11 protein-coding genes and 1 pseudogene are annotated in these 19,332 nt (G+C 67.5%); 8 read left to right on the forward strand and 4 right to left on the reverse strand.

Going from position 1 to position 19,332, the window contains the following annotated elements; genetic code table 11:
* From ppk1 to lpxH, 7 genes are all read left to right on the forward strand, one after another.
* Window positions 1-2,088, forward strand: coding sequence for a polyphosphate kinase 1 (gene ppk1 / locus NQ204_RS11700; RefSeq protein ID WP_116864193.1), 2,088 nt, complete (start codon window positions 1-3; stop codon window positions 2,086-2,088).
* 362 nt (window positions 2,089-2,450) lie between these two features.
* Window positions 2,451-3,977: an exopolyphosphatase gene (gene ppx, locus NQ204_RS11705; RefSeq protein WP_256643934.1), complete on the forward strand. Its 1,527-nt coding sequence runs from the start codon at window positions 2,451-2,453 to the stop codon at window positions 3,975-3,977.
* Between the two features lie 369 nt (window positions 3,978-4,346).
* The gene (locus NQ204_RS11710) at window positions 4,347-7,253 is read left to right on the forward strand and encodes a TonB-dependent receptor domain-containing protein (RefSeq protein ID WP_256643935.1); all 2,907 of its coding nucleotides are present in this window, start codon (window positions 4,347-4,349) and stop codon (window positions 7,251-7,253) included.
* A 322-nt stretch (window positions 7,254-7,575) separates the two neighbouring features.
* The gene (locus tag NQ204_RS11715; RefSeq protein WP_256643936.1) at window positions 7,576-10,497 is read left to right on the forward strand and encodes a TonB-dependent receptor domain-containing protein; all 2,922 of its coding nucleotides are present in this window, start codon (window positions 7,576-7,578) and stop codon (window positions 10,495-10,497) included.
* A 123-nt stretch (window positions 10,498-10,620) separates the two neighbouring features.
* Window positions 10,621-11,766, forward strand: coding sequence for a glycosyltransferase family 4 protein (locus tag NQ204_RS11720; RefSeq protein WP_256643937.1), 1,146 nt, complete (start codon window positions 10,621-10,623; stop codon window positions 11,764-11,766).
* Window positions 11,747-12,286 (forward strand): phosphatase PAP2 family protein, encoded by a 540-nt coding sequence (locus NQ204_RS11725; protein ID WP_256643938.1) that lies wholly within the window; start codon window positions 11,747-11,749, stop codon window positions 12,284-12,286. The genes NQ204_RS11720 and NQ204_RS11725 overlap by 20 nt, the downstream gene beginning before the upstream one ends.
* 81 nt (window positions 12,287-12,367) lie before the next feature.
* Window positions 12,368-13,114 carry a UDP-2,3-diacylglucosamine diphosphatase gene (lpxH, locus tag NQ204_RS11730; RefSeq protein WP_116863815.1) on the forward strand — a complete coding sequence of 249 codons (747 nt, stop codon included), beginning with the start codon at window positions 12,368-12,370 and terminating at the stop codon, window positions 13,112-13,114.
* A 93-nt stretch (window positions 13,115-13,207) separates the two neighbouring features.
* Here the strand turns inward: lpxH and NQ204_RS11735 are convergent, their stop codons facing one another.
* The gene (locus NQ204_RS11735) at window positions 13,208-14,461 is read right to left on the reverse strand and encodes a zinc-dependent metalloprotease (RefSeq protein WP_256643939.1); all 1,254 of its coding nucleotides are present in this window, start codon (window positions 14,459-14,461) and stop codon (window positions 13,208-13,210) included.
* Between the two features lie 220 nt (window positions 14,462-14,681).
* Between NQ204_RS11735 and NQ204_RS11740 the strand changes: the two genes are divergently transcribed.
* Window positions 14,682-16,154 (forward strand): T6SS phospholipase effector Tle1-like catalytic domain-containing protein, encoded by a 1,473-nt coding sequence (locus tag NQ204_RS11740; RefSeq protein WP_488192361.1) that lies wholly within the window; start codon window positions 14,682-14,684, stop codon window positions 16,152-16,154.
* Window positions 16,155-16,176: 22 nt separating this feature from the next.
* On the opposite strand, the gene NQ204_RS11745 is transcribed toward NQ204_RS11740, so the two are convergent.
* From NQ204_RS11745 to NQ204_RS11755, 3 genes and pseudogenes are all read right to left on the reverse strand, one after another.
* On the reverse strand, window positions 16,177-17,001 hold the full coding sequence (locus NQ204_RS11745; protein ID WP_116863812.1) for a ferritin-like domain-containing protein: 825 nt from the start codon (window positions 16,999-17,001) through the stop codon (window positions 16,177-16,179).
* A gap of 10 nt (window positions 17,002-17,011) precedes the next feature.
* Window positions 17,012-18,478 (reverse strand): amidophosphoribosyltransferase, encoded by a 1,467-nt coding sequence (purF, locus tag NQ204_RS11750; RefSeq protein ID WP_108767876.1) that lies wholly within the window; start codon window positions 18,476-18,478, stop codon window positions 17,012-17,014.
* Window positions 18,479-18,509: 31 nt separating this feature from the next.
* Window positions 18,510-19,290 (reverse strand): annotated as a pseudogene (locus tag NQ204_RS11755) (CvpA family protein).
* Window positions 19,291-19,332: the final 42 nt, after the last annotated feature.

Raw genomic sequence — 19,332 nt, forward strand, 5'->3', positions numbered from 1 at the left:
ATGAGCAGCCTCGGATCCCTCCCCCTCCCCGTGAGCCCGGACAACGATCCGCTGCGTGACCCGGCGCTCTACATCAACCGCGAACTGTCCCAGCTGGATTTCAACTTCCGCGTGCTGGCACAGGCGATGGACCCGCAGGTGCCGCTGCTGGAGCGCCTGCGCTTCATGTGCATTTCCTGCACCAACCTCGACGAGTTCTTCGAAATCCGCGCCGCGGCCGTGCGCCACGCGCAGGAATTCGGCCTGCCGCCGGCCCCGGACGGCATGAGCCCGCAGACCATCCTCAACGCCATCCATGACCGCGCCGCCGAACTGGTGGACCAGCAGTACCGCTGCTGGAACGAGACGCTGCGCCCGGCGCTGGCCGAGGCCGGCATCGGCGTGCTCGGCCGTCACTCGTGGAACCACCGGCAGAAGCGCTGGCTGCGTGCGTATTTCCGCAACGAGATCATGCCGGTGCTGTCGCCGCTGGGCCTGGACCCGGTGCATCCGTTCCCGAAGATCCTCAACAAGTCGCTGAACATCGTCGTCGTGCTGAAGGGAACCGATGCGTTCGGCCGCGCCGGCCACCTGGCCATCGTGCGCGCACCGCGTTCGCTGCCGCGCATCATCCAGCTGCCGGAAAGCCTGGGCGGCGGGCAGAACTTCGTGTTCCTGTCCTCGGTGCTGTCGGCCTTCGTCGACGAGCTGTTCCCGGGCCTGGAAGTCCAGGGTGCCTACCAGTTCCGCGTCACGCGCAATTCCGAGCTGGTGGTGGACGAGGAAGAAGTGGAGAACCTGGCGCTGGCCCTGCGCGATGAACTGGTCGACCGCGGCTACCGCCCGGCGGTGCGCCTGGAGATCGCCGAGGACACGCCGAAGGACATCGTGCGTACCCTGCTGCAGAACTTCGGCCTGACCGAAAACGCGGTGTACCGCATCGACGGCCCGGTCAACCTCAACCGCATCATCCAGCTGTACGACCTGGTACCGCAGCCGGACCTGAAGTACCCGCCGATGAATCCGCGCACCCTGCGCGACAGCGACGGCATCTTCGAGATCGCCCGGCGCCAGGACCTGCTGCTGCACCACCCGTTCGATGCCTTCACCGCCGTGCTGGACCTGATCAAGCAGGCCGCGGTGGACCCGAACGTGCTGGCGATCAAGCAGACCCTGTACCGCACCGGCAAGGATTCGCTGATCGTCGATGCGCTGATCCAGGCCGCTCGCAACGGCAAGGACGTGACGGTGGTGGTCGAGCTGCGCGCGCGCTTTGACGAAGAAGCCAACCTGGGCCTGGCCGACCGCCTGCAGGAAGCCGGCGTGCAGGTGGTGTACGGCGTGGTCGGCTTCAAGACCCACGCCAAGATGCTGCTGATCGTGCGCCGCGAAGGCCGCAAGCTGCGCCGCTACGTGCACCTGGGCACCGGCAACTACCACAGCGGTACCGCCCGCGCGTACACCGACATCAGCCTGATCACTGCCGATGCGGACATCGGCAATGACGTGCACCTGCTGTTCCAGCAGCTGTCCGGGCTGGCCTCGAAGATGAAGCTGAAGCGCCTGCTGCAGTCGCCCTTCACCCTGCACACCGGCATCCTCGCCCGCATCGAGCGCGAGACGCGCATCGCTGCAGCCGGTCGTCCGGCGCGCATCATCGCCAAGATGAACGCGCTGAACGAACCGCAGGTGGTGCGCGCGCTGTACGCGGCCTCGCAGGCCGGCGTGCAGATCGACCTGATCATCCGTGGCGCCTGCACCCTGCGCCCGGGCGTGCCGGGCGTGTCGGACAACATCCGCGTGCGCTCGATCGTCGGCCGCTTCCTGGAGCACAGCCGCGTGTACTGGTTCGGCAACGACGGCGCCCCGGAGCTGTACTGCGCCAGCGCCGACTGGCTGGAACGCAACCTGCTGCGCCGCGTCGAGACCTGCTTCCCGATCCTCGACCCGGACCTGGCCAAGCGCGTGTACCGCGAAGTGCTGCAGAACTACCTGGACGACAACCTCAACGCCTGGGAACTGGATGCCGACGGCATCTACCACAAGCGCGCCCCGGCCCACGACGAAGCGCCGCATTCGGCGCAGATGGCGCTGATGCAGGGCCTCTGATCCGGTAGGTGCCGACCGTTGGTCGGCACAACGCGGCCACGCGGAATCACCGGGGTCAGAGCCCGTTGCGCAGCAACGGGATGCGACCCCGTGCTCCGGCAGACCGCAGGAAACTGTCGAAGGCGGGGTGGGTCCGATGGCAGGGGTGTGAGCCGCATGGATGCCGCGACCAAGCCGCCATGGACGGGTTCACGGCGTCCCCTGACATCGGACCCACCCCGCCGTCCCACGGAATGCAGCCTTTTGCCGTTGACGTTGCCCTGGCCTCTGCAGGTGCAGGGCGCAGCCCTGCCGCACTCCCCCTACAAAATGTGAAGGCCGCGCGGTGACGAGCACACCGCCCCTTCGGCTAACATTCGCCCATGCCGCATACCACCACGACTCCGCCCCCATTGCAGGATGGCGACCTGCTGGCCGCCATCGACCTTGGCTCCAACAGCTTCCACATGGTCATCGCGCGCTACACGCTCGGCCAGCTGCGCGTCATCGACCGCCTGCGCGAAACCGTGCGCATGGCCGATGGCCTGGATGGCAAGGGCGGCCTGTCCACCGCCGCACGGCAGCGCGCGCTGGAATGCCTGGCCCGCTTCGGCCAGCGCATCCGCAACGTGCCCCCGCACCGCGTACGCGCCCTGGCTACCAACACCGTGCGCCAGCTGCGTTCGCCGCAGTCGTTCCTGGTCCCGGCCGAAACCGCGCTCGGCCATGCCATCGAAGTGGTCAGCGGCCGCGAAGAAGCGCGCCTGATCTACCTCGGCGTGGCCCATGCACAGCCGCCCAAGGCCGACCAGCGCCGCCTGGTGATCGACATCGGCGGCGGTTCCACCGAATTCATCATCGGCAAGGGCATGCAGACCCTCGAGCGCGAGAGCCTGCAGGCCGGCTGCATCGCCAGCACCCGTCGCTTCTTCCCCGGCGGCAAGCTCAGCCGCAAGCGCTGGAAGGACGCGCTGGCCGAGATCGGCCGTGAGTTCCAGCCGTTCGCCAGCAAGTACCGCGCGCTGGGCTGGCAGGAAGCCCTGGGCTCGTCGGGCACGCACAAGGCGATCAGCGAGATCTGCGCCACGATGAAGCTGAGCAAGGGCGCGATCACCGCCGAAGCCCTGCCACAGCTGCGCGACGAACTGCTGAAGGCCAAGAAGATCGACGACATCGTGCTGCCCGGGCTGTCCGCCGACCGCCGGCCGATCATCGCCGGCGGCATCCTGGTGCTGGAGGCGGCCTTCCAGGCGCTGGGCCTGGAGAAGCTGCTGGTCAGCAAGGCCGCCATGCGCGAAGGCATCCTGTACGACATCGTCGGCCGTGCCGGCGAGAACGATCCGCGCGACGAATCGGTGGCGGCGCTGACCCAGCGCTACGGCATCGACACCGTGCAGGCCCACCGCGTGCAGGACACCGCCCTGTCGCTGCTGGAGCAGGTGCAGGAGCGCTGGAAGCTGGATGCCGACGACGCCCGCATGCTTGGCTGGGCCGCGCGCCTGCACGAGCTTGGCCTGATGATCGCCCACAGCGGTTACCACGTGCATGGCAGCTATGTGCTGGAGAACTCCGACATCGCCGGCTTCTCGCGGCAGGAACAGCAGATGCTGGCCGCCCTGGTGCGCAGCCACCGGCGCAGCGTCGGCAAGTCGGCCTTCGATGCCCTGCCCGAGCGACTGCTGCTGACCGCGCGCCGCCTGACCGCCCTGCTGCGGCTGGCCGTGCTGCTCAACCGCGCCCACGAAGACGCGCCGCTGCCGAAGCTGGAACTGACCGCCGACGAGACCCGCCTGTCGCTGATCGTGCCGCAGGCCTTCATCGACCCGCGGCCGCTGCTGCGCGCCGACCTGATCGGCGAGACCGAAGGCCTGGCCGGACTGGGCATCCAGTTCCGCCCCTTCGTGGCCTGACCCCGGCGGCCTGGCATCGCCAGCCGCCGCGACGCCCCATCCCGACACGTCCCATCCCCGACCTGACGACGGCCCCACACGGGGCCGTTTTCACGTGCGCGTTTGCGCATTCTTGAAACTGAATGGGCGTTCAGGCTACCGGACTGTGCCGAATCTGGCGACAGCACCGTGACCCTAAGGCCTTGCTTTTATTAAATTTAGATGAAGTTGGCGCGATATATTTTGACACATTTCGTCTTGACCCCTTTACATCTGGTTAACGAACGAGAATAAATCGAAGTCACCGGCTCAGTCGCTGTCGACCGAGCCGGCATTTGCTGGGGTCCCTTTGGCCCTGCACCCGCAGCTTCTGAGAGAGAGAGAGACGCGATGACTTCACGCACCACCGTGCTCGGCAAGGCGATCCGCCAGGCCCTGATCGTCGGCACCGCAACCATTGCGCTGCCCGCATTTGCCCAGGACGGCGCCCCCACCACCCTCGACCGCATCGAAATCACCGGCTCGCGCATCCGTCAGGTCGACGTGGAGAGCGCGAACCCGGTGCTGGCGATCTCGCGCACCGACATCGAACGCCAGGGCTTCGCCTCGGTGTCCGACATCCTGCAGAACGTCACCGCGATGGGCAGCCCGACCATCAGCCGCGCCAACGTGCTGACCGCCGGTGAGAACGCCGGTGGTACCTACATCGACATGCGCAACCTGGGTACCCAGCGCACCCTGGTGCTGGTCAACGGCAAGCGTCTGGGCATCAGCACCTCCGGCTACCAGGACATCTCGACCCTGCCGGTGTCGGCCGTCGAGCGCATCGAAGTGCTGAAGGACGGCGCCTCGGCCATCTACGGCTCCGACGCCATGGCCGGCGTGGTCAACATCATCACCCGCCATGACGTGTCCGGCGTGACCGCCAACGTCTACCACGGCCAGTACAGCCAGGGCGACGGCGGCCGTGACCGCATCGACGTGGTCGCCGGCTGGTCCAACGACCGCGGCTCGATCACCGTCTCGGCCGAACACGCCGAAGAAAAGGCCGTGTGGGCCAAGGACCGCTGGTTCAGCGCATTCGGCAACACCGACCGCCATCCGACCGAAGCCTGGACCACCGTCAGCCAGTACGGCCAGATCACCGGCCTGAAGGGCCCGGGCTGTGCCACCGCCAGCTGCGGCTACTCGCTCAACCGCGGCAGTGACCCGCTGAACCCGGCCAACTACCACATCACCAATCCGAATGCCCCGGACGGCGATGTCAGCAACACCAACGAACAGATGCACCTGAACTATCCGCTGAAGCGGGATTCGGTGTTCGTCGATGGCCGCCTGAACATCACCGACGCGATCCACTTCAGCACGCAGCTGGGCTACAACAAGCGTGACTCGAGCCGCCAGATCGCCGGTTACCCGCTGCAGTCGTCCACCGCCGGCATCGGCGCGATGTCGGTCAACAGCTACTTCAACCCGTTCGGCAGCCAGCACGGTTACGCCACCCCGACCGCCGTGGCCTGGAACCACCGCACCTGGGAAGTGCCGCGCGTCAGCGACAGCTCGCTGAAGACCTACCGTGCCGTGGCCGCCTTCGGTGGTTCGTTCGATATCGGTGAGCGCTTCTTCGACTGGGAAGTCGGCTACCAGTACAACAAGAACGAGCTGCGCCAGCACGCCACCGGCAACCTGCACAAGGAACGCGTGAAGAACGCGGTCGGCCCGTCGTACTACAACGCCGCCACCGGCAAGGTCGAGTGCGGCACCGCTGCGGCGCCGATCGCCAACTGCATGGTCTGGAATCCGCTGGTCGCCGCCGGCGTGGTCAATCCGTATGGCCTGACCGGCAACCAGGCGCTGATCGACTACCTGATGCCGGCCGAGGATTCCTCCGGCAAGACCGTCGGCAAGAACTTCTTCGCGTCCATCGCGGGCAGCATCGTGACCCTGCCGGCCGGTGACCTGGGCTTTGCATTCGGCCTGGAAAACCGCAAGGAAACCGGTGAGTTCATTCCCGATGCGCTGGCCCAGACCGGCGCCACCACCAACCTGGCCTCGGGCCCGACCGGTGGCGGCTACCGCGTCAACGAAGCCTACCTGGAGTTGAACGCTCCGCTGCTGGCCGACCTGCCGGGTGCGAAGGAGCTGACGCTGAACGCAGCGACGCGCTTCTCCGACTACGACACCTTCGGCAACACGCTCAACAGCAAGTTCGGCTTCAAGTGGAAGCCGCTGGACCAGCTGCTGGTCCGTGGTACCTGGGCCGAGGGCTTCCGCGCGCCGACCATCAATGACCTGTACGGTGGCGGCTCGGAAACCTTCACCACCGGTTACGCCGATCCCTGCGACACCGTGTACGGTGCTTCGCGCACCAGCGCCGAAGTGCGTGCCCGCTGCGCCCGCGACATCGCCGATGCCAACAACTACCGCCAGCTGAAGCAGGGCCTGGTGCCGATCACCAGCAGCACCGACCAGACCCCGGTGCCGTTCACCAGCGGCTCCAACCCGCTGCTGCAGCCGGAAACCTCCAAGAGCAAGACGCTGGGCCTGGTGTGGAGCCCGAGCTTCATCCCGAACTTCAACGCTTCGCTGGACTGGTGGAAGATCCGCATCGACAACACCATCGTTGCCGACAGCCCGAACCAGATCCTGATCGACTGCTATGAGCAGGGCGTGACCTCGCGCTGCGCACAGTTCACGCGTGATCCGGTCAACGGCATCGTCAACAAGCTGACCTACGGCAACCGCAACGCCGGCTTCCTGGAAACCGAAGGTTACGACATGGACGTGACCTATCGCTGGGATACCGATTCCTACGGCAAGTTCAGCAGCGCCTGGTCGACCACCTACGTCAGCTCGAACATCTTCCGTTCGACCAACGACACCACCGTGGTGCCGACCCCGACCAACGGCATCGGCAGCGGCTTCCGCGTGCGCTCCAACCTGACCGTGGGCTGGGACCTGGGCAACTTCGGCGTCACCTGGACCGCGCGTTACTACTCCGGCGTCAAGGAGCAGTGCCTGAGCCTCAGCGCGCATCCGGACGAGTGCTCCGATCCGGGCGTGCGCGCACCGTGGTACGCCGGTACCCGCAACTACAACGAGCGTGGTTCGGTCACCTTCCACGACGTGCAGTTCCGTTACAGCCTGCCGTGGGATGCCACCGTGTCGATTGGCGCCAACAACGTGTTCGAGAAGTACGGCCCGGTGATGTACACCAAGCCGAACTCGGTGTTCTCGTACTACGGTGGCTACGACATCGGCCGCTTCGTCTACATGAAGTACCAGCAGCGCTTCTGATCCATCGCGTCATCGCATCTGTTGAATGACTACGGCCCTTCGGGGCCGTGGTTTTTTTGTCGCCAATGAACTGCTCTGCGTTGCGCTGGCGAGGCGGCTTCGTGTTCTTTCCGGGCCTGACTTTCTGCGCTGCAGCGCGCAAGGCATTGAACCTGCGTAGGTAACGCGGAACACGACAGCCTCGGTGCGGTCAGTGGTCGCATTCTGCCTTTACGGAATTTGAACCCTGCGCGTTAGTGGGATGCCGTCGCGACGCAGGTCGTGGCGGCCGGACAGGCCCGCGCTTCGGGTGTCCGCTTCCACACATAGAGAGAGAGACCGCATGACGCCGAACACCTCCCCGTTGGGTTGGGCGATCCGCTGTGCGCTGGCCACGGCCGGCACCGCCGCCGCCCTGCCCGCACTGGCCCAGGATTCCGCCGCCCCGACCACGCTGGATCGCATCGAGATCACCGGCTCGCGCATCCGCCAGGTCGACCTGGAAACCGCGCAGCCGGTGCTGACCATCAGCCGCGCCGACATCGAACGCCAGGGCTTCAACTCGGTGGCCGACATCCTGCAGAACCTGACAGCGATGGGCAGCCCCGCCGCCAGCCGCGCCAGTCCCTTGTCGGCAGGCGAGGCCGCCGGCGGCAGCTTCGTGGACATGCGCGGGCTGGGCGCACAACGTACCCTGGTGCTGGTCAACGGCAAGCGCATGGGCATGACCACCGGCGGCCTGCAGGATATTTCCACCCTGCCTGCCGCTGCCGTCGAACGCATGGAAGTGCTGAAGGACGGCGCATCGGCCATCTATGGTTCCGATGCGATGGCCGGCGTGGTCAACATCATCACCCGCCGCAACGTGGAAGGCATCAGCGCCAGCATCTACCAGGGCCAGTACAGCCAGGGCGACGGCGCCCGCACGCAGTACGACGTGGTGGGCGGGTGGTCCAACGACCACGCCTCGATCAGCTTCGCCGCCGAGCACGTCGAGGAGAAAGGCGTGTGGGCCCGCGATCGCTGGTTCAGCGCCTACACCAACACCGACCGCCATCCCGCCGATGGCTGGACCCCGGTGGGACAGTGGGGCCGCATCGTCGGCTTCAACGGCCCGGGCTGCGGCAGCCGCAGCGGCTGCGCCTATTCGCTGGACCGCGGCGGCAACCCGATCGACGGCAGCAGCTTCCACCTGTTCGACCCGACCCCGTTCACCGGTGATGTCAGCAATGCCGCCGAGCAGATGCACCTGCTCACGCCGCTGAAGCGTGACTCGGTGTTCGTCGATGCCCGTGCGCACCTCAGCGACAACGTGCGTTTCAACACGCAGCTGGCCTACAACAAGCGCACCGCCACGCGGCAGATTGCCGGCTACCCGTTCCAGTCACAGCGCGAAGGCATCACCCCGCTGTCCAAGGACAGCTGGTTCAACCCGTTCGGCAACCACCATGGTTACGGCACGCCCACCGATGTGCATTGGGACCGCCGTGCCTGGGAAGTGCCGCGGATGACGACCAGCGAGCTGACCACCTGGCAGGGCGTGGCCACCTTCGAGGGCAACTTCGAGTTCGGCGGGCGTGATTTCGACTGGGAAGCCGGTTACCAGTACAACCGCAGCGAACTGATCCAGCGCTCGAAGGGTGACCTGCACAAGCAGCGCGTGGCCGATGCCACCGGCCCGTCGTGGCTCAACCCGGCGACCGGCAAAGTCGAGTGCGGCGTGCCGGGTGCATCGATTGCCGGCTGCATTCCGTGGAATCCGCTGGTGCCGGCGGGCCGCGACGATCCCAACAGCCTGGCCGGCAACCCCGCGCTGCGCGACTGGCTGTTCCCCGAGGAAACCAGCCGCGGCCGCACCACCAGCCGCAACGTGTTCGCCAACCTCAGTGGCAGCGTGGCCACGCTGCCCGCCGGCGAACTCGGCTTCGCCCTGGGCGCCGAAAGCCGCCGCGAAGATGGCCGCTTCATTCCCGACCCGCTGGCCCAGACCGGCGCCACCACCAACCTTGCCGCAGGACCGACCGGCGGCGGCTACCGGGTGGATGAGGCCTACCTGGAGCTGAGCGTGCCGCTGCTGCGCGACCTGCCCGCGGCGCACGAGCTCAACGTCAATGCCGCCACTCGCTATTCGGATTACAGCACCTTCGGCGACACCCTCAACAGCAAGTTCGGCTTCACCTGGAAGCCCATCGAGCAGGTGCTGCTGCGCGGCACCTGGGCACAGGGCTTCCGCTCGCCGACCATCGCCAACCTGTATGGCGGCGGTTCGCAGACCTTCACCACCGGCTTCCGCGACCCTTGTGACACGGTGTACGGCGCGGCCGCCAGCAGCCCGGCCGTGCGCGCACGCTGCGCGGCCGATATCGCCAACGCCGACACCTACCGCCAGCTGGGCCAGGGCAATGTGCCCATCGAAAGCAGCAGTGGCCAGACCCCGCTGCCGTTCACCAATGGCTCCAACCCGGAGCTGCAGCCGGAGACCGCCACCAGCCGCACCCTCGGCGTGGTCTGGAGCCCGGGCTTCGCGCCCGGCCTGAACGTCGCGCTGGACTGGTGGAAGATCCGCATCGACAACACCATCGTCGCCGACCACCCCAACGACATGCTGCGCGACTGCTATGAACTGGGCATCGCCGAACGCTGTTCCGGCTTCACCCGCGACCCGGTGCTGGGCATCGTCGACACGCTGACATACGGCGTGCGCAACAGCGGCTTCCGCGAAACCGAAGGCTATGACCTGGAACTGAGTCATCGCTGGGAGACCGATTGGGGCACCCTGCGTACCGATTGGAAGAGCACCTACGTGGTGTCCTCGCTGGAACGCAGCACCAATGACATGGACGTGGTGCCGACACCCGGCAACGGCCTGGCTGGCTCGAGCGGCATCGGCTTCCGCACCCGCTCCAACCTTTCGCTGGACTGGGAGCGCGGCAACTTCGGCATCAACTGGGGCCTGCGCTACTACTCGGCGGTGAAGGAACAGTGCTTCAGCCCGCGTCTGCATGCCGACGAATGCTCGCACCCGGGCCAGCAGGCCCCGTGGTACAGCGGCGTGCGCAACTACAACCGCCGCGGCTCGACCACCTTCCACGACGTTCAGGTCCGCTACTCGCTGCCGTGGGATGCCACCGTCTCGGTCGGTGCCAACAACGTGTTCGAGAAGTACGGCCCGATCATGTACACCCAGCCGAGCGCCAACTTCTCCTATTACGGTGGCTACGACATCGGCCGCTTCATCTACATGAAGTACCAGCAGCGTTTCTGATCCACGGCACGCCTCTTCGGGGAGGTGCTTCGGCGGCCGGCGGGGCCGTCATCCGACGGTCGCAATGTGGTCACAACCACTACATGGGCAGGGCCGAGCATGCCGGAAAACCGGAGGCCCGCCATGCGCCATGCCATTGTCACCGAGACCTATCCGCCGGAAGTCAACGGCGTCGCGCTCACCGTGCAGGGCCTGGAGCAGGGCCTGCGCGCGTCCGGGCATGAGGTCGACCTGATCCGTCCACGACAGGCCAGTGAAGCACTGGACTCGGCGCCCGGCACGCTGCTGGTGCCGGGCGCCGCCCTGCCCCGCTACCCCGGCCTGCGCTTCGGCCTGCCCGCGCCGATCCGGCTCGGCCGGCACTGGCAGCAGCAGCGTCCCGATGCGGTCTACATCGCCACCGAAGGCCCGCTGGGCTGGTCGGCGCTGCGCACCGCCCGCCGCCTTGGCATCCCGGTGGCGACCGGCTTCCACACCCGCTTCGACGAATACCTGCCCGACTACGGCGTGGCCTGGCTGCAGACGGCGGCGATGCGCTGGATGCGCCGCTTCCACAACCAGGCCGATGCCACCCTGGTGCCGACCCGCGAACTGCAGCAGTTCCTCACCGACCAAGGCTTCGAGCGGGTGCGCCTGCTGGCCCGCGCCGTCGACAGCCAGCAGTTCGACCCGGCCCGGCGCGACCCGGCATTGCGCGAGGAATGGGGCGTCGATGGCAACGGCCTGGTCGCCATCTACGTCGGCCGCATCGCCGCTGAGAAGAACCTCGGGCTGGCGGTGAAGGCCTTCCGCCGCCTGCAGCAGGTGCGGCCGAAAGCGCGCTTCGTGTTCGTCGGCGACGGCCCGGCGCGCGAGAAGCTGGCCCACGAGAATCCGGACTTCATCTTCTGCGGTATCCAGCGCGGCGATTCCCTGGCACGCCACTTCGCCAGCGGCGACCTGTTCCTGTTCCCCAGCCGCAGCGAGACGTTCGGCAACGTGACCCTGGAAAGCATGGCCTGCGGCCTGGCCACGGTGGCCTTCGATTACGGCGCCGCGCGCGAGTACCTGCGCAATGGTGAAAACGGCGCGGCGGTGGATACCGACGAGGCGTTCGTCGAGGCGGCCGTGCAGCTGGCCAGCGACGATGCGCTGCGCCGCGAACTGGGCAGCAACGCCGCCCGCGCGATGAAGCGCCTGCACCCGCAGCAGGTGGTGGCCGAATTCGAAACGCTGCTGGCCGAACTGGCCCAGGCACGGAGGAGCGGACATGCGTACAACGCCGCTTGAAGGACTGGCCGGCCGCGAAGCACGGCTGTGCCGCCGGGCAAACCACTACTGCCGGCGCCGCCGCGTGCGCCGCCTGTTCTCGGTCATCAGCCGCCTGGGTGATGGCGTGTTCTGGTACGTGCTGATGGGTGCACTGGTGCTGGTCGATGGCTTCGACGGCCTGCGCGCATCGGTGCACATGGCCGCCACCGGCCTGGCCGCGCTGCTGCTGTACAAGGGCCTGAAGCAGTGGACCCGGCGCCCGCGGCCGTACGCGGCCGACTTGCGCATCCGCGCATGGGTGGCACCGCTGGACGAGTTCAGCTTCCCCTCCGGCCACACCCTGCACGCGGTGTCGTTCACCATCGTGGCGCTGGCCTACTACCCGTGGCTGGCGCCGTTGCTGGTGCCCTTCACCTTCGGCGTGGGCCTGTCGCGCGTGGTGCTGGGCCTGCACTACCCGAGCGACGTGCTGGCCGCCACCGGCATCGCCGCGCTGCTGGCCGCGGCCAGCCTGGCCTGGCTGCCGCTGCCGGTATGATTCAGGGGGTCGGATCCCTTTCCTGCGGAAAGGGCCCTGACCCCGGCCCGACGCGGCGAGCCGATGCCCTAGAATGCCCGCATGACGACGCTGTTCATTTCCGATCTGCACCTGGACCCCAGCCGTCCAGCCATCACCGACCTGTTCCTGCGCTTCCTGCGCGAGGACGCGCCCGGCGCGGACGCGCTGTACATCCTGGGCGACCTGTTCGAAGCCTGGATCGGCGATGACACGCCCTCGCCGGCCGCCGATGCGGTGGCCGATGCACTGAAAGTGCTGTCCGACAGCGGCGTGCCGGTGTTCTTCATGCGTGGCAACCGCGATTTCCTGCTGGGCGAGGACTACGCCCGCCGCGCCGGCCTGCGCATCCTGCCCGACCCGTGCGTGATCGAGCTGTACGGCCGTGCGGTGATGCTGCAGCACGGCGACCTGCTGTGCACCGATGACATCCCCTACCAGCAGTTCCGCGCGCAGACCCGCGACCCGGTGTTCCAGGCGCAGTTCCTGTCGCAGCCGCTGGCCGCGCGCATCGCCTTCGCGCAGAAGGCGCGCGATGCCAGCCAGGCACGCCAGTCGGAAATGAAGCAGGGTGACCGCGCGCAGTTCGAGACGGTCACTGACGTGGCCCCGGCCGAAGTCGAGGCGACCTTCGCGCGCCATGGCGTGGACACGATGATCCACGGCCACACCCACCGCCCGGCCATCCACACGCTGCAGGCCGGTGGCCGCAGCTGCACCCGCATCGTGCTGGGTGACTGGTACGAACAGGGTTCGGTCCTGCGCGTGGACGCAGACGGCTGGCGCCTGGATTCGCTCAAGCGCGAATGACGGATGGCTGGTGCCAACCAAGGTTGGCATCTACCAGACCGCGCAGGCCGGTAGACGCCGACCTTGGTCGGCGGGTGCCATCCGGTAACCGCCTCAGCGGAAGCCGGCCACCGTCTGCTTGGTGGTGACCAGTACGCGCTGGTTGTCGGCCGAACTGGCAATGCCCATCGGGATGCCGTTGTAGCTGATGTTCGGGTTGGACCAGTAGTTCAGGCGCGGGCAGCCACGGGTGCAGTCATAGGCCATGATCGTGCGCCAGCCGGTACCGCTGGCCGGCTCGTAACGGTAGCCGTGGCCGAATGCATACGGCGAGGTGCTCGGATCGTTGGCGATGTCATGCCGGGCACTCTGCAGGTGGCCGATCTCGTGGGCGAAGGAGTAGTAGCCCGTCGCGCAGTCCCAGTACACCGCCGCGAACGCCGTCGCCGCGGTTGAACCGATGCCCGAGGCCAGGCCGCAGTAGCTGGTGTTGTTGATCAGCAGCACGCCGACATCCGCCGTGGTGGAGTTGCGGCTGGCGTGGATGCTGTCCATGTAGCCGTCGCTGGTGCTGCGGAAGCGGGTGAGGTCGGTGGTGAAGTTGCCCGACTCGGTGTAGCTGGTGGTTTCATAACCGGCCAGCTGCATGGTGATGCCGACGTTGCTGTTGGCATAGCCCTGGTTGGACTCGGCCACCGCCAGCTGCACCAGCGACTGCATGTTGCCGCCGTAGGCCGCCACCGCCGCATTGGTGGCCACCACCAGCACACGGATGGTGGCCGGCGTGCCCGACGAGGCTTGGGCGATGCCGAGGCGTTCACTGTCCCCCATCGGAATCTTCGGCAGCTGGTTGTAGTCGGCCGGATGATCGGCCGGCATCCGGGTTTCATCCACCGCCACCAGGATGTGGCGCTCGCCCAGCGGACGCAGGCGGTACAGCTTGCCTTCCTTGCGGATCGAGCCGGTGAGGGTATTGCCCGAGCGCACCACGATCAGCGAATTGCCCGGATCGTCCTGGCCGTTGGAGGTGGCCTTCTGCAGGCGGTCGGAGGGCGTGCGAATCTGGCCATACCAGACGCTGCCACCATCGGGCAGTGACTCGACCCTGCTGCGGGTCGCCACCACCTTCTGCCCCAGTAGCTCGAATTCCAGCTGCGGCTGCGCGATGGCGGCCGCATCGACGCGTACTTCCTGCACGGTGGCGGTGGACGGCGTGGACAGCAGCCGGGCCAGCGCGGGATCACTGCCGGCCGAAGCGCGGCTGAGGATGGTCACCGGTTCAAACAACGGCGCGGCACTGGCCGCCGCCGCCACCGAAAGGCCCAACAACACGCCAACCGCCCCTCTACCCATCGATCTGGACATCATTCTGGTCGCTCCTGAAGTGAGGTGGACAGCCTTGATGCATCACGACCCGGTTTGCCGGGTCTGGCCATTCGGCCCGTCCGGCGCATGTGAATTCAATAGAAGATGCCTGTGGGAATGCGGATCTGTGATGGAGCGCAACAGCGTTCAGTCAGGTAAAAAGCGGCAGTACACTTCGCCAACACGCAGCTTTCGCGCCACCGTGACGTGGCCACGACGGGGAATGCACATGGCACCAGGCCAGCACCAGGCAGACACCCACGCCGATCCCGGCGTGCTGCGCATCGGCCTGTTCTTCGACGGCACCCGCAACAACGCGCACAACCTCGCGCGCGGGCGCCCGCAGGCCCCGCAGCCGCGCCCTGCCCTGCTGCGTGCCGACGACGACTCGACCTACCAGAGCCGGCTGACCAGCAGCTACGACAACGGCACCACCAACATCACGCGGCTGTACCAGCTGTACCCGGACAGCCGCCGCACGCCCGGCGTCGACGCATCGCTGGCGATCTACATCGAAGGCGTCGGCACCCGCGATGATGCCGAGGATGACCTGATCGGACTGGCGTTCGGCGTGGGCGCCAGCGGCGTGCGCGCCAAGGTGCAGCGCGCGTTGCAGGTGCTGCTGCCGGCTGCCTTGGCCGCACTCGCTGCCAGGCAGCACACCCCGCTGCACGGCGTGCAGGTCGATCTGTTCGGTTACTCGCGTGGCGCGGCGGCCGCGCGCGATGTCGCCAACCAGCTGCGCGGCTGGGACGGCGCGCGCTGGCGTCAGCTGCTGCTGCAGGCGGGCCTGCCGTGCGCGGTGGATTTCGCGGCGCAGCGCCCGGCGCTGCGCTTCATCGGCCTGTTCGACACGGTGGTGGCGGTCAGCGGCGGCCGCGCCGACGAGCAGCCGCAGCTGGCCCTGCCTGCGGGCATCGCTGGCCGCGTGGTGCAGCTGGTGGCCCGCGATGAACACCGCCAGCACTACCCGCTGACCACGGTGGCACCGGGGCATGCCGAGATCGTGCTGCCCGGCGTGCACGCCAACATCGGCGGTGGCTATGACCAGACCGAGGAAGGTCCGAAGCTGCTGAGCCGTCCGCGCCGGCAGCAGCTGCGTCGCCCGCCGGTGCCCGACTACCAGACACCTTCACTGGCGCAGCTGCAGGCGACCACGGGGTATGCCGAAGCACAGGCCGATGCCGAGCGCTGGCGGCAGCAGCTGGGCGTGGATGAGAAGGAGGTCTGGGTGGATGTCTGGCACCAGTGGCAGCAGCAGCGCCGTGCCGGCAGCCGCAGCGTGCTGCTGACCCCGGTGCTGTACGTGACCGCAGCGGTGGTGCTGCGCCGGCCCATCGACTGGCGCTACCAGCTGATCGCCCTGCAGGTGATGCAGCGGCAGGCCTGCGACGCCGGCGTGCAGTGGACCGCCGAGGCCGCCGACGTGGCGGCATGGGCGCTGCCCGCTGCACTGCAGCCGATCGCGCGGCGGCTGCTGGAGGGCCAGGCACTGACCCCGACCCAGGAAGCGCTGCTGCGCCGCCGCTACCTGATGCAGTCGGCGCACTGGAACTTCGATGCCCTGGGCGACACCGCGCTGACCTATGCCGCCGACGCCGGCGTGAGCGAGTTGCCCTATCGCCCCGGGCCCGGGCTGTTCTACATCAACCGGCCAACGGTGAATGGCAAGCGCGTGGTCCTGCCCAACGCCTGACACGCATGGCGTGGATTTCTGATCAACTGGCCTGTTCGATCAGGTTGGCCAGTTCGTCGGCATCGAAACCGGCCAGCAGGCGGGCTTCGAGGTTGAACGGGCCGTGCAGGTAGCCGCCGGCGTATTCCAGCAGCAGTTCCTTGAAGCGTACGCGCGGTTCGACACCGGCGCGCTCGCAGTACCAGCGGTACCAGCGCGAACCGGCAGCGACGTGCGCCACTTCTTCGCGCAGGATCACTTCCAGCACATCGGCAGTTTCAGCGTCGCCGACATTGCGCAGCTTCTCGATCATGCCCGGCGTCACGTCCAGCCCGCGCGCTTCCAGCACGCGCGGCACCAGCGCCATGCGCGCCAGGCCATCGTGCGCGGTCTTCTCGCACATCTCCCACAGGCCGTTGTGCGCGGGGAAATCGGCGTACTCGTGGCCATGCACCTGCAGCCGCTCGCGCAGCAGCAGGAAGTGCCGCGACTCGTCATCGGCGCAGCTGACCCAGTCGGCATGGAACGCCGGCGGCAGGCCACGGAAGCGATACACCGCATCCCAGGCCAGGTCGATCGCGTTCAGTTCAATGTGGGCGATGGCGTGGATGAAGGCAGCGCGGCCTTCCACCCCGCCCAGCCCGCGACGCGGCACCTGCCGCGGGTGTACCAGCACCAGCTGCGCCGGACGGCCGGGCATGCGGATCGCGTCCGGCGGCGGCGCGTCGGCGGGCACCTTCAGGCGCCCGGCACGGTATGCAGCCGCATAGGCCTGGGTCAGCGCGACCTTGCGCAGCGGGTCGGCTTCGGCAAGGCACTGCTGCGCAGCGCGCAGCAGGTCGCCACCGACGTCGGGGACATCCACCACGGCCTGGACCTCAGGCGCGGCGCTTGTGCTTGGCGTCGTCCGAACGCAGCTGCTGGATGCGCTCGAAATAGCCCGGCTCGATGCCCGTCGGGTAATGGCCGTTGAAGCACGACGAATCGAAGCTGCGCAGCGCCGTGTTGCCTTCGCTCACCGCCGCTTCCATGTCCTCGATGTCCTGGTAGATCAGCCAGTCGCAGCCCAGGTGGGCTTCGATCTCTTCCACCGTGCGGTTGTGCGCGACCAGTTCCTCGGCCGCCGGCATGTCGATGCCGTAGATGTTCGGGAACCGCACCGGCGGCGCAGCGCTGGCCAGGTAGACCTTGCGCGCGCCCGCGTCACGGGCCATCTGCACGATCTGCTGGCTGGTGGTGCCGCGCACGATCGAGTCGTCCACCAGCAGCACCACGCGGTTGCGGAACTCCAGGTGGATCGGGTTGAGCTTGCGGCGCACCGACTTCACCCGCTCACCCTGGCCCGGCATGATGAAGGTGCGGCCAATGTAGCGGTTCTTGATGAAGCCTTCGCGGTACTTCACGCCGAGCACGTTGGAGATTTCCAGCGCGGCATCACGCGAAGTGTCCGGGATCGGGATGATGGTGTCGATGTCGTGGTCCGGGCGCAGGCGCAGGATCTTCTCGCCCAGCTTGATGCCCATGCGCATGCGCGCCTTGTGCACCGACACGTTGTCGATCATCGAATCGGGACGTGCGAAGTACACGTACTCGAAGATGCACGGGGTGTGCTCGGCCGGCTCGGCGCAGATCTCCGAGAACAGCTCGCCACGCGCGGTGATCACCAGCGCTTCGCCCGGCTGCACGTCGCGCACGCGCTGGAAGCCCAGCACGTCCAGCGCGGCCGATTCAGAGGCCACGATGTACTCATCGCCTTCGGCGTGGCTGCGCTTGCCCAGCACCAGCGGGCGGATGCCATGCGGATCGCGGAAGGCGACCAGGCCCAGGCCCAGCACCACGCTGACCACCGCATAGCCGCCCTTGCAGCGGCGGTGCACGCCGGCGACGGCGCGGATGGCCGCTTCCGGGCTGAGCTGGCGCTGCTGCTCCAGTTCGTAGGCGAACACGTTCAGCAGCACTTCGCTGTCCGAATCGGTGTTGACGTTGCGGCGGTCCTGCTCGAACACCTGGCGACGCAGGTCTTCGGTGTTGATCAGGTTGCCGTTGTGGGCCAGCGCGATGCCGTACGGCGAATTGACGTAGAACGGCTGCGCCTCGTCCATGCCTTCCGAACCGGCGGTCGGGTAACGCACGTGGGCGATGCCGATGTTGCCTTCCAGGGTGGACATGGTGCGGGCGTCGAACACGTCGCGGACCAGGCCAGTGGCCTTCTGTACCCGCAGGCGGCTGCCGCTGGCGGTGGCGATGCCTGCCGCGTCCTGGCCGCGATGCTGGAGGACGGTCAAGCCGTCATACAACTGCCCGGCGACGTTCTGGTTGCCGACGATTCCGACGATGCCACACATGGTGCGAGGTCTCCGCTGGGCATGTGCCCAGTTACAGGGAAGGTGGCCATGCCTGGCCTTCAGTGATCGCCGCGCCTGCGGTCGACGTTGGCCGGATCGTCCGGCTCGATGTTGCCTGGCAGTGCTGGGGCATCCGGGCGCACTTCGGCCGGATCATGTTCGCTGCCCTGTTCCGCTTTCGCAGGCCGCAGCCATCCGCTGCCCGCCACTACCTGGTTGAGGATGCCATTATCGCCTGTCGCGCCCGGCTTGCCCAACCCGGCGCCCGCGTTCTTGCCCATTTCCATCAACGCAGATGGGGACAAAGTGTCCACTGGCAAGGCCTTGGGCAGCAGATCGGCGCCCGGTACCTCCCAGTGCGGAAGCTTGCTGTTCATCCAGGCCACGGCCGGGTTCAGCACCGGGCGCAGGCTGGAGTTGCGCCAGGACGGCTCGGCGGTCAACGGGGTGAAGCTGCCCAGCAGCAACAGGATGGCCGCGATCAGCCCGCCACGCACGGTGCCCAGCACCCCGCCCAGCAGGCGGTCCAGGCTGCCCAGCATGTTGCGGTGGACGATGTGCTTGATGACCATGCCGATGACCGCGACAACCAGCATCACGCCGATGCCGACGCCCAGGTAGCCACCGATGAAGTGTTCGCCGCCCGGTGCGGCCGGGGCCGACCACCAGCGCGCGGCATCACTGCCGAAGGCAAAGGCCGCCCAGGCGGCGACCAGCCATGAGACGGTGCCGATGACGATGCTGACAAAGCCACGCAGCAACCCGAGCAGGGCCGAGGCGGCAATCACGAACAGCAGCACCACGTCGATCATGGCGCCCCGCTCCTTCGGCGGCGCTGGCAACGGGGCTGCGGG

This window comes from Stenotrophomonas testudinis (assembly GCF_024499815.1).
Taxonomy (GTDB): Bacteria; Pseudomonadota; Gammaproteobacteria; order Xanthomonadales; family Xanthomonadaceae; genus Stenotrophomonas.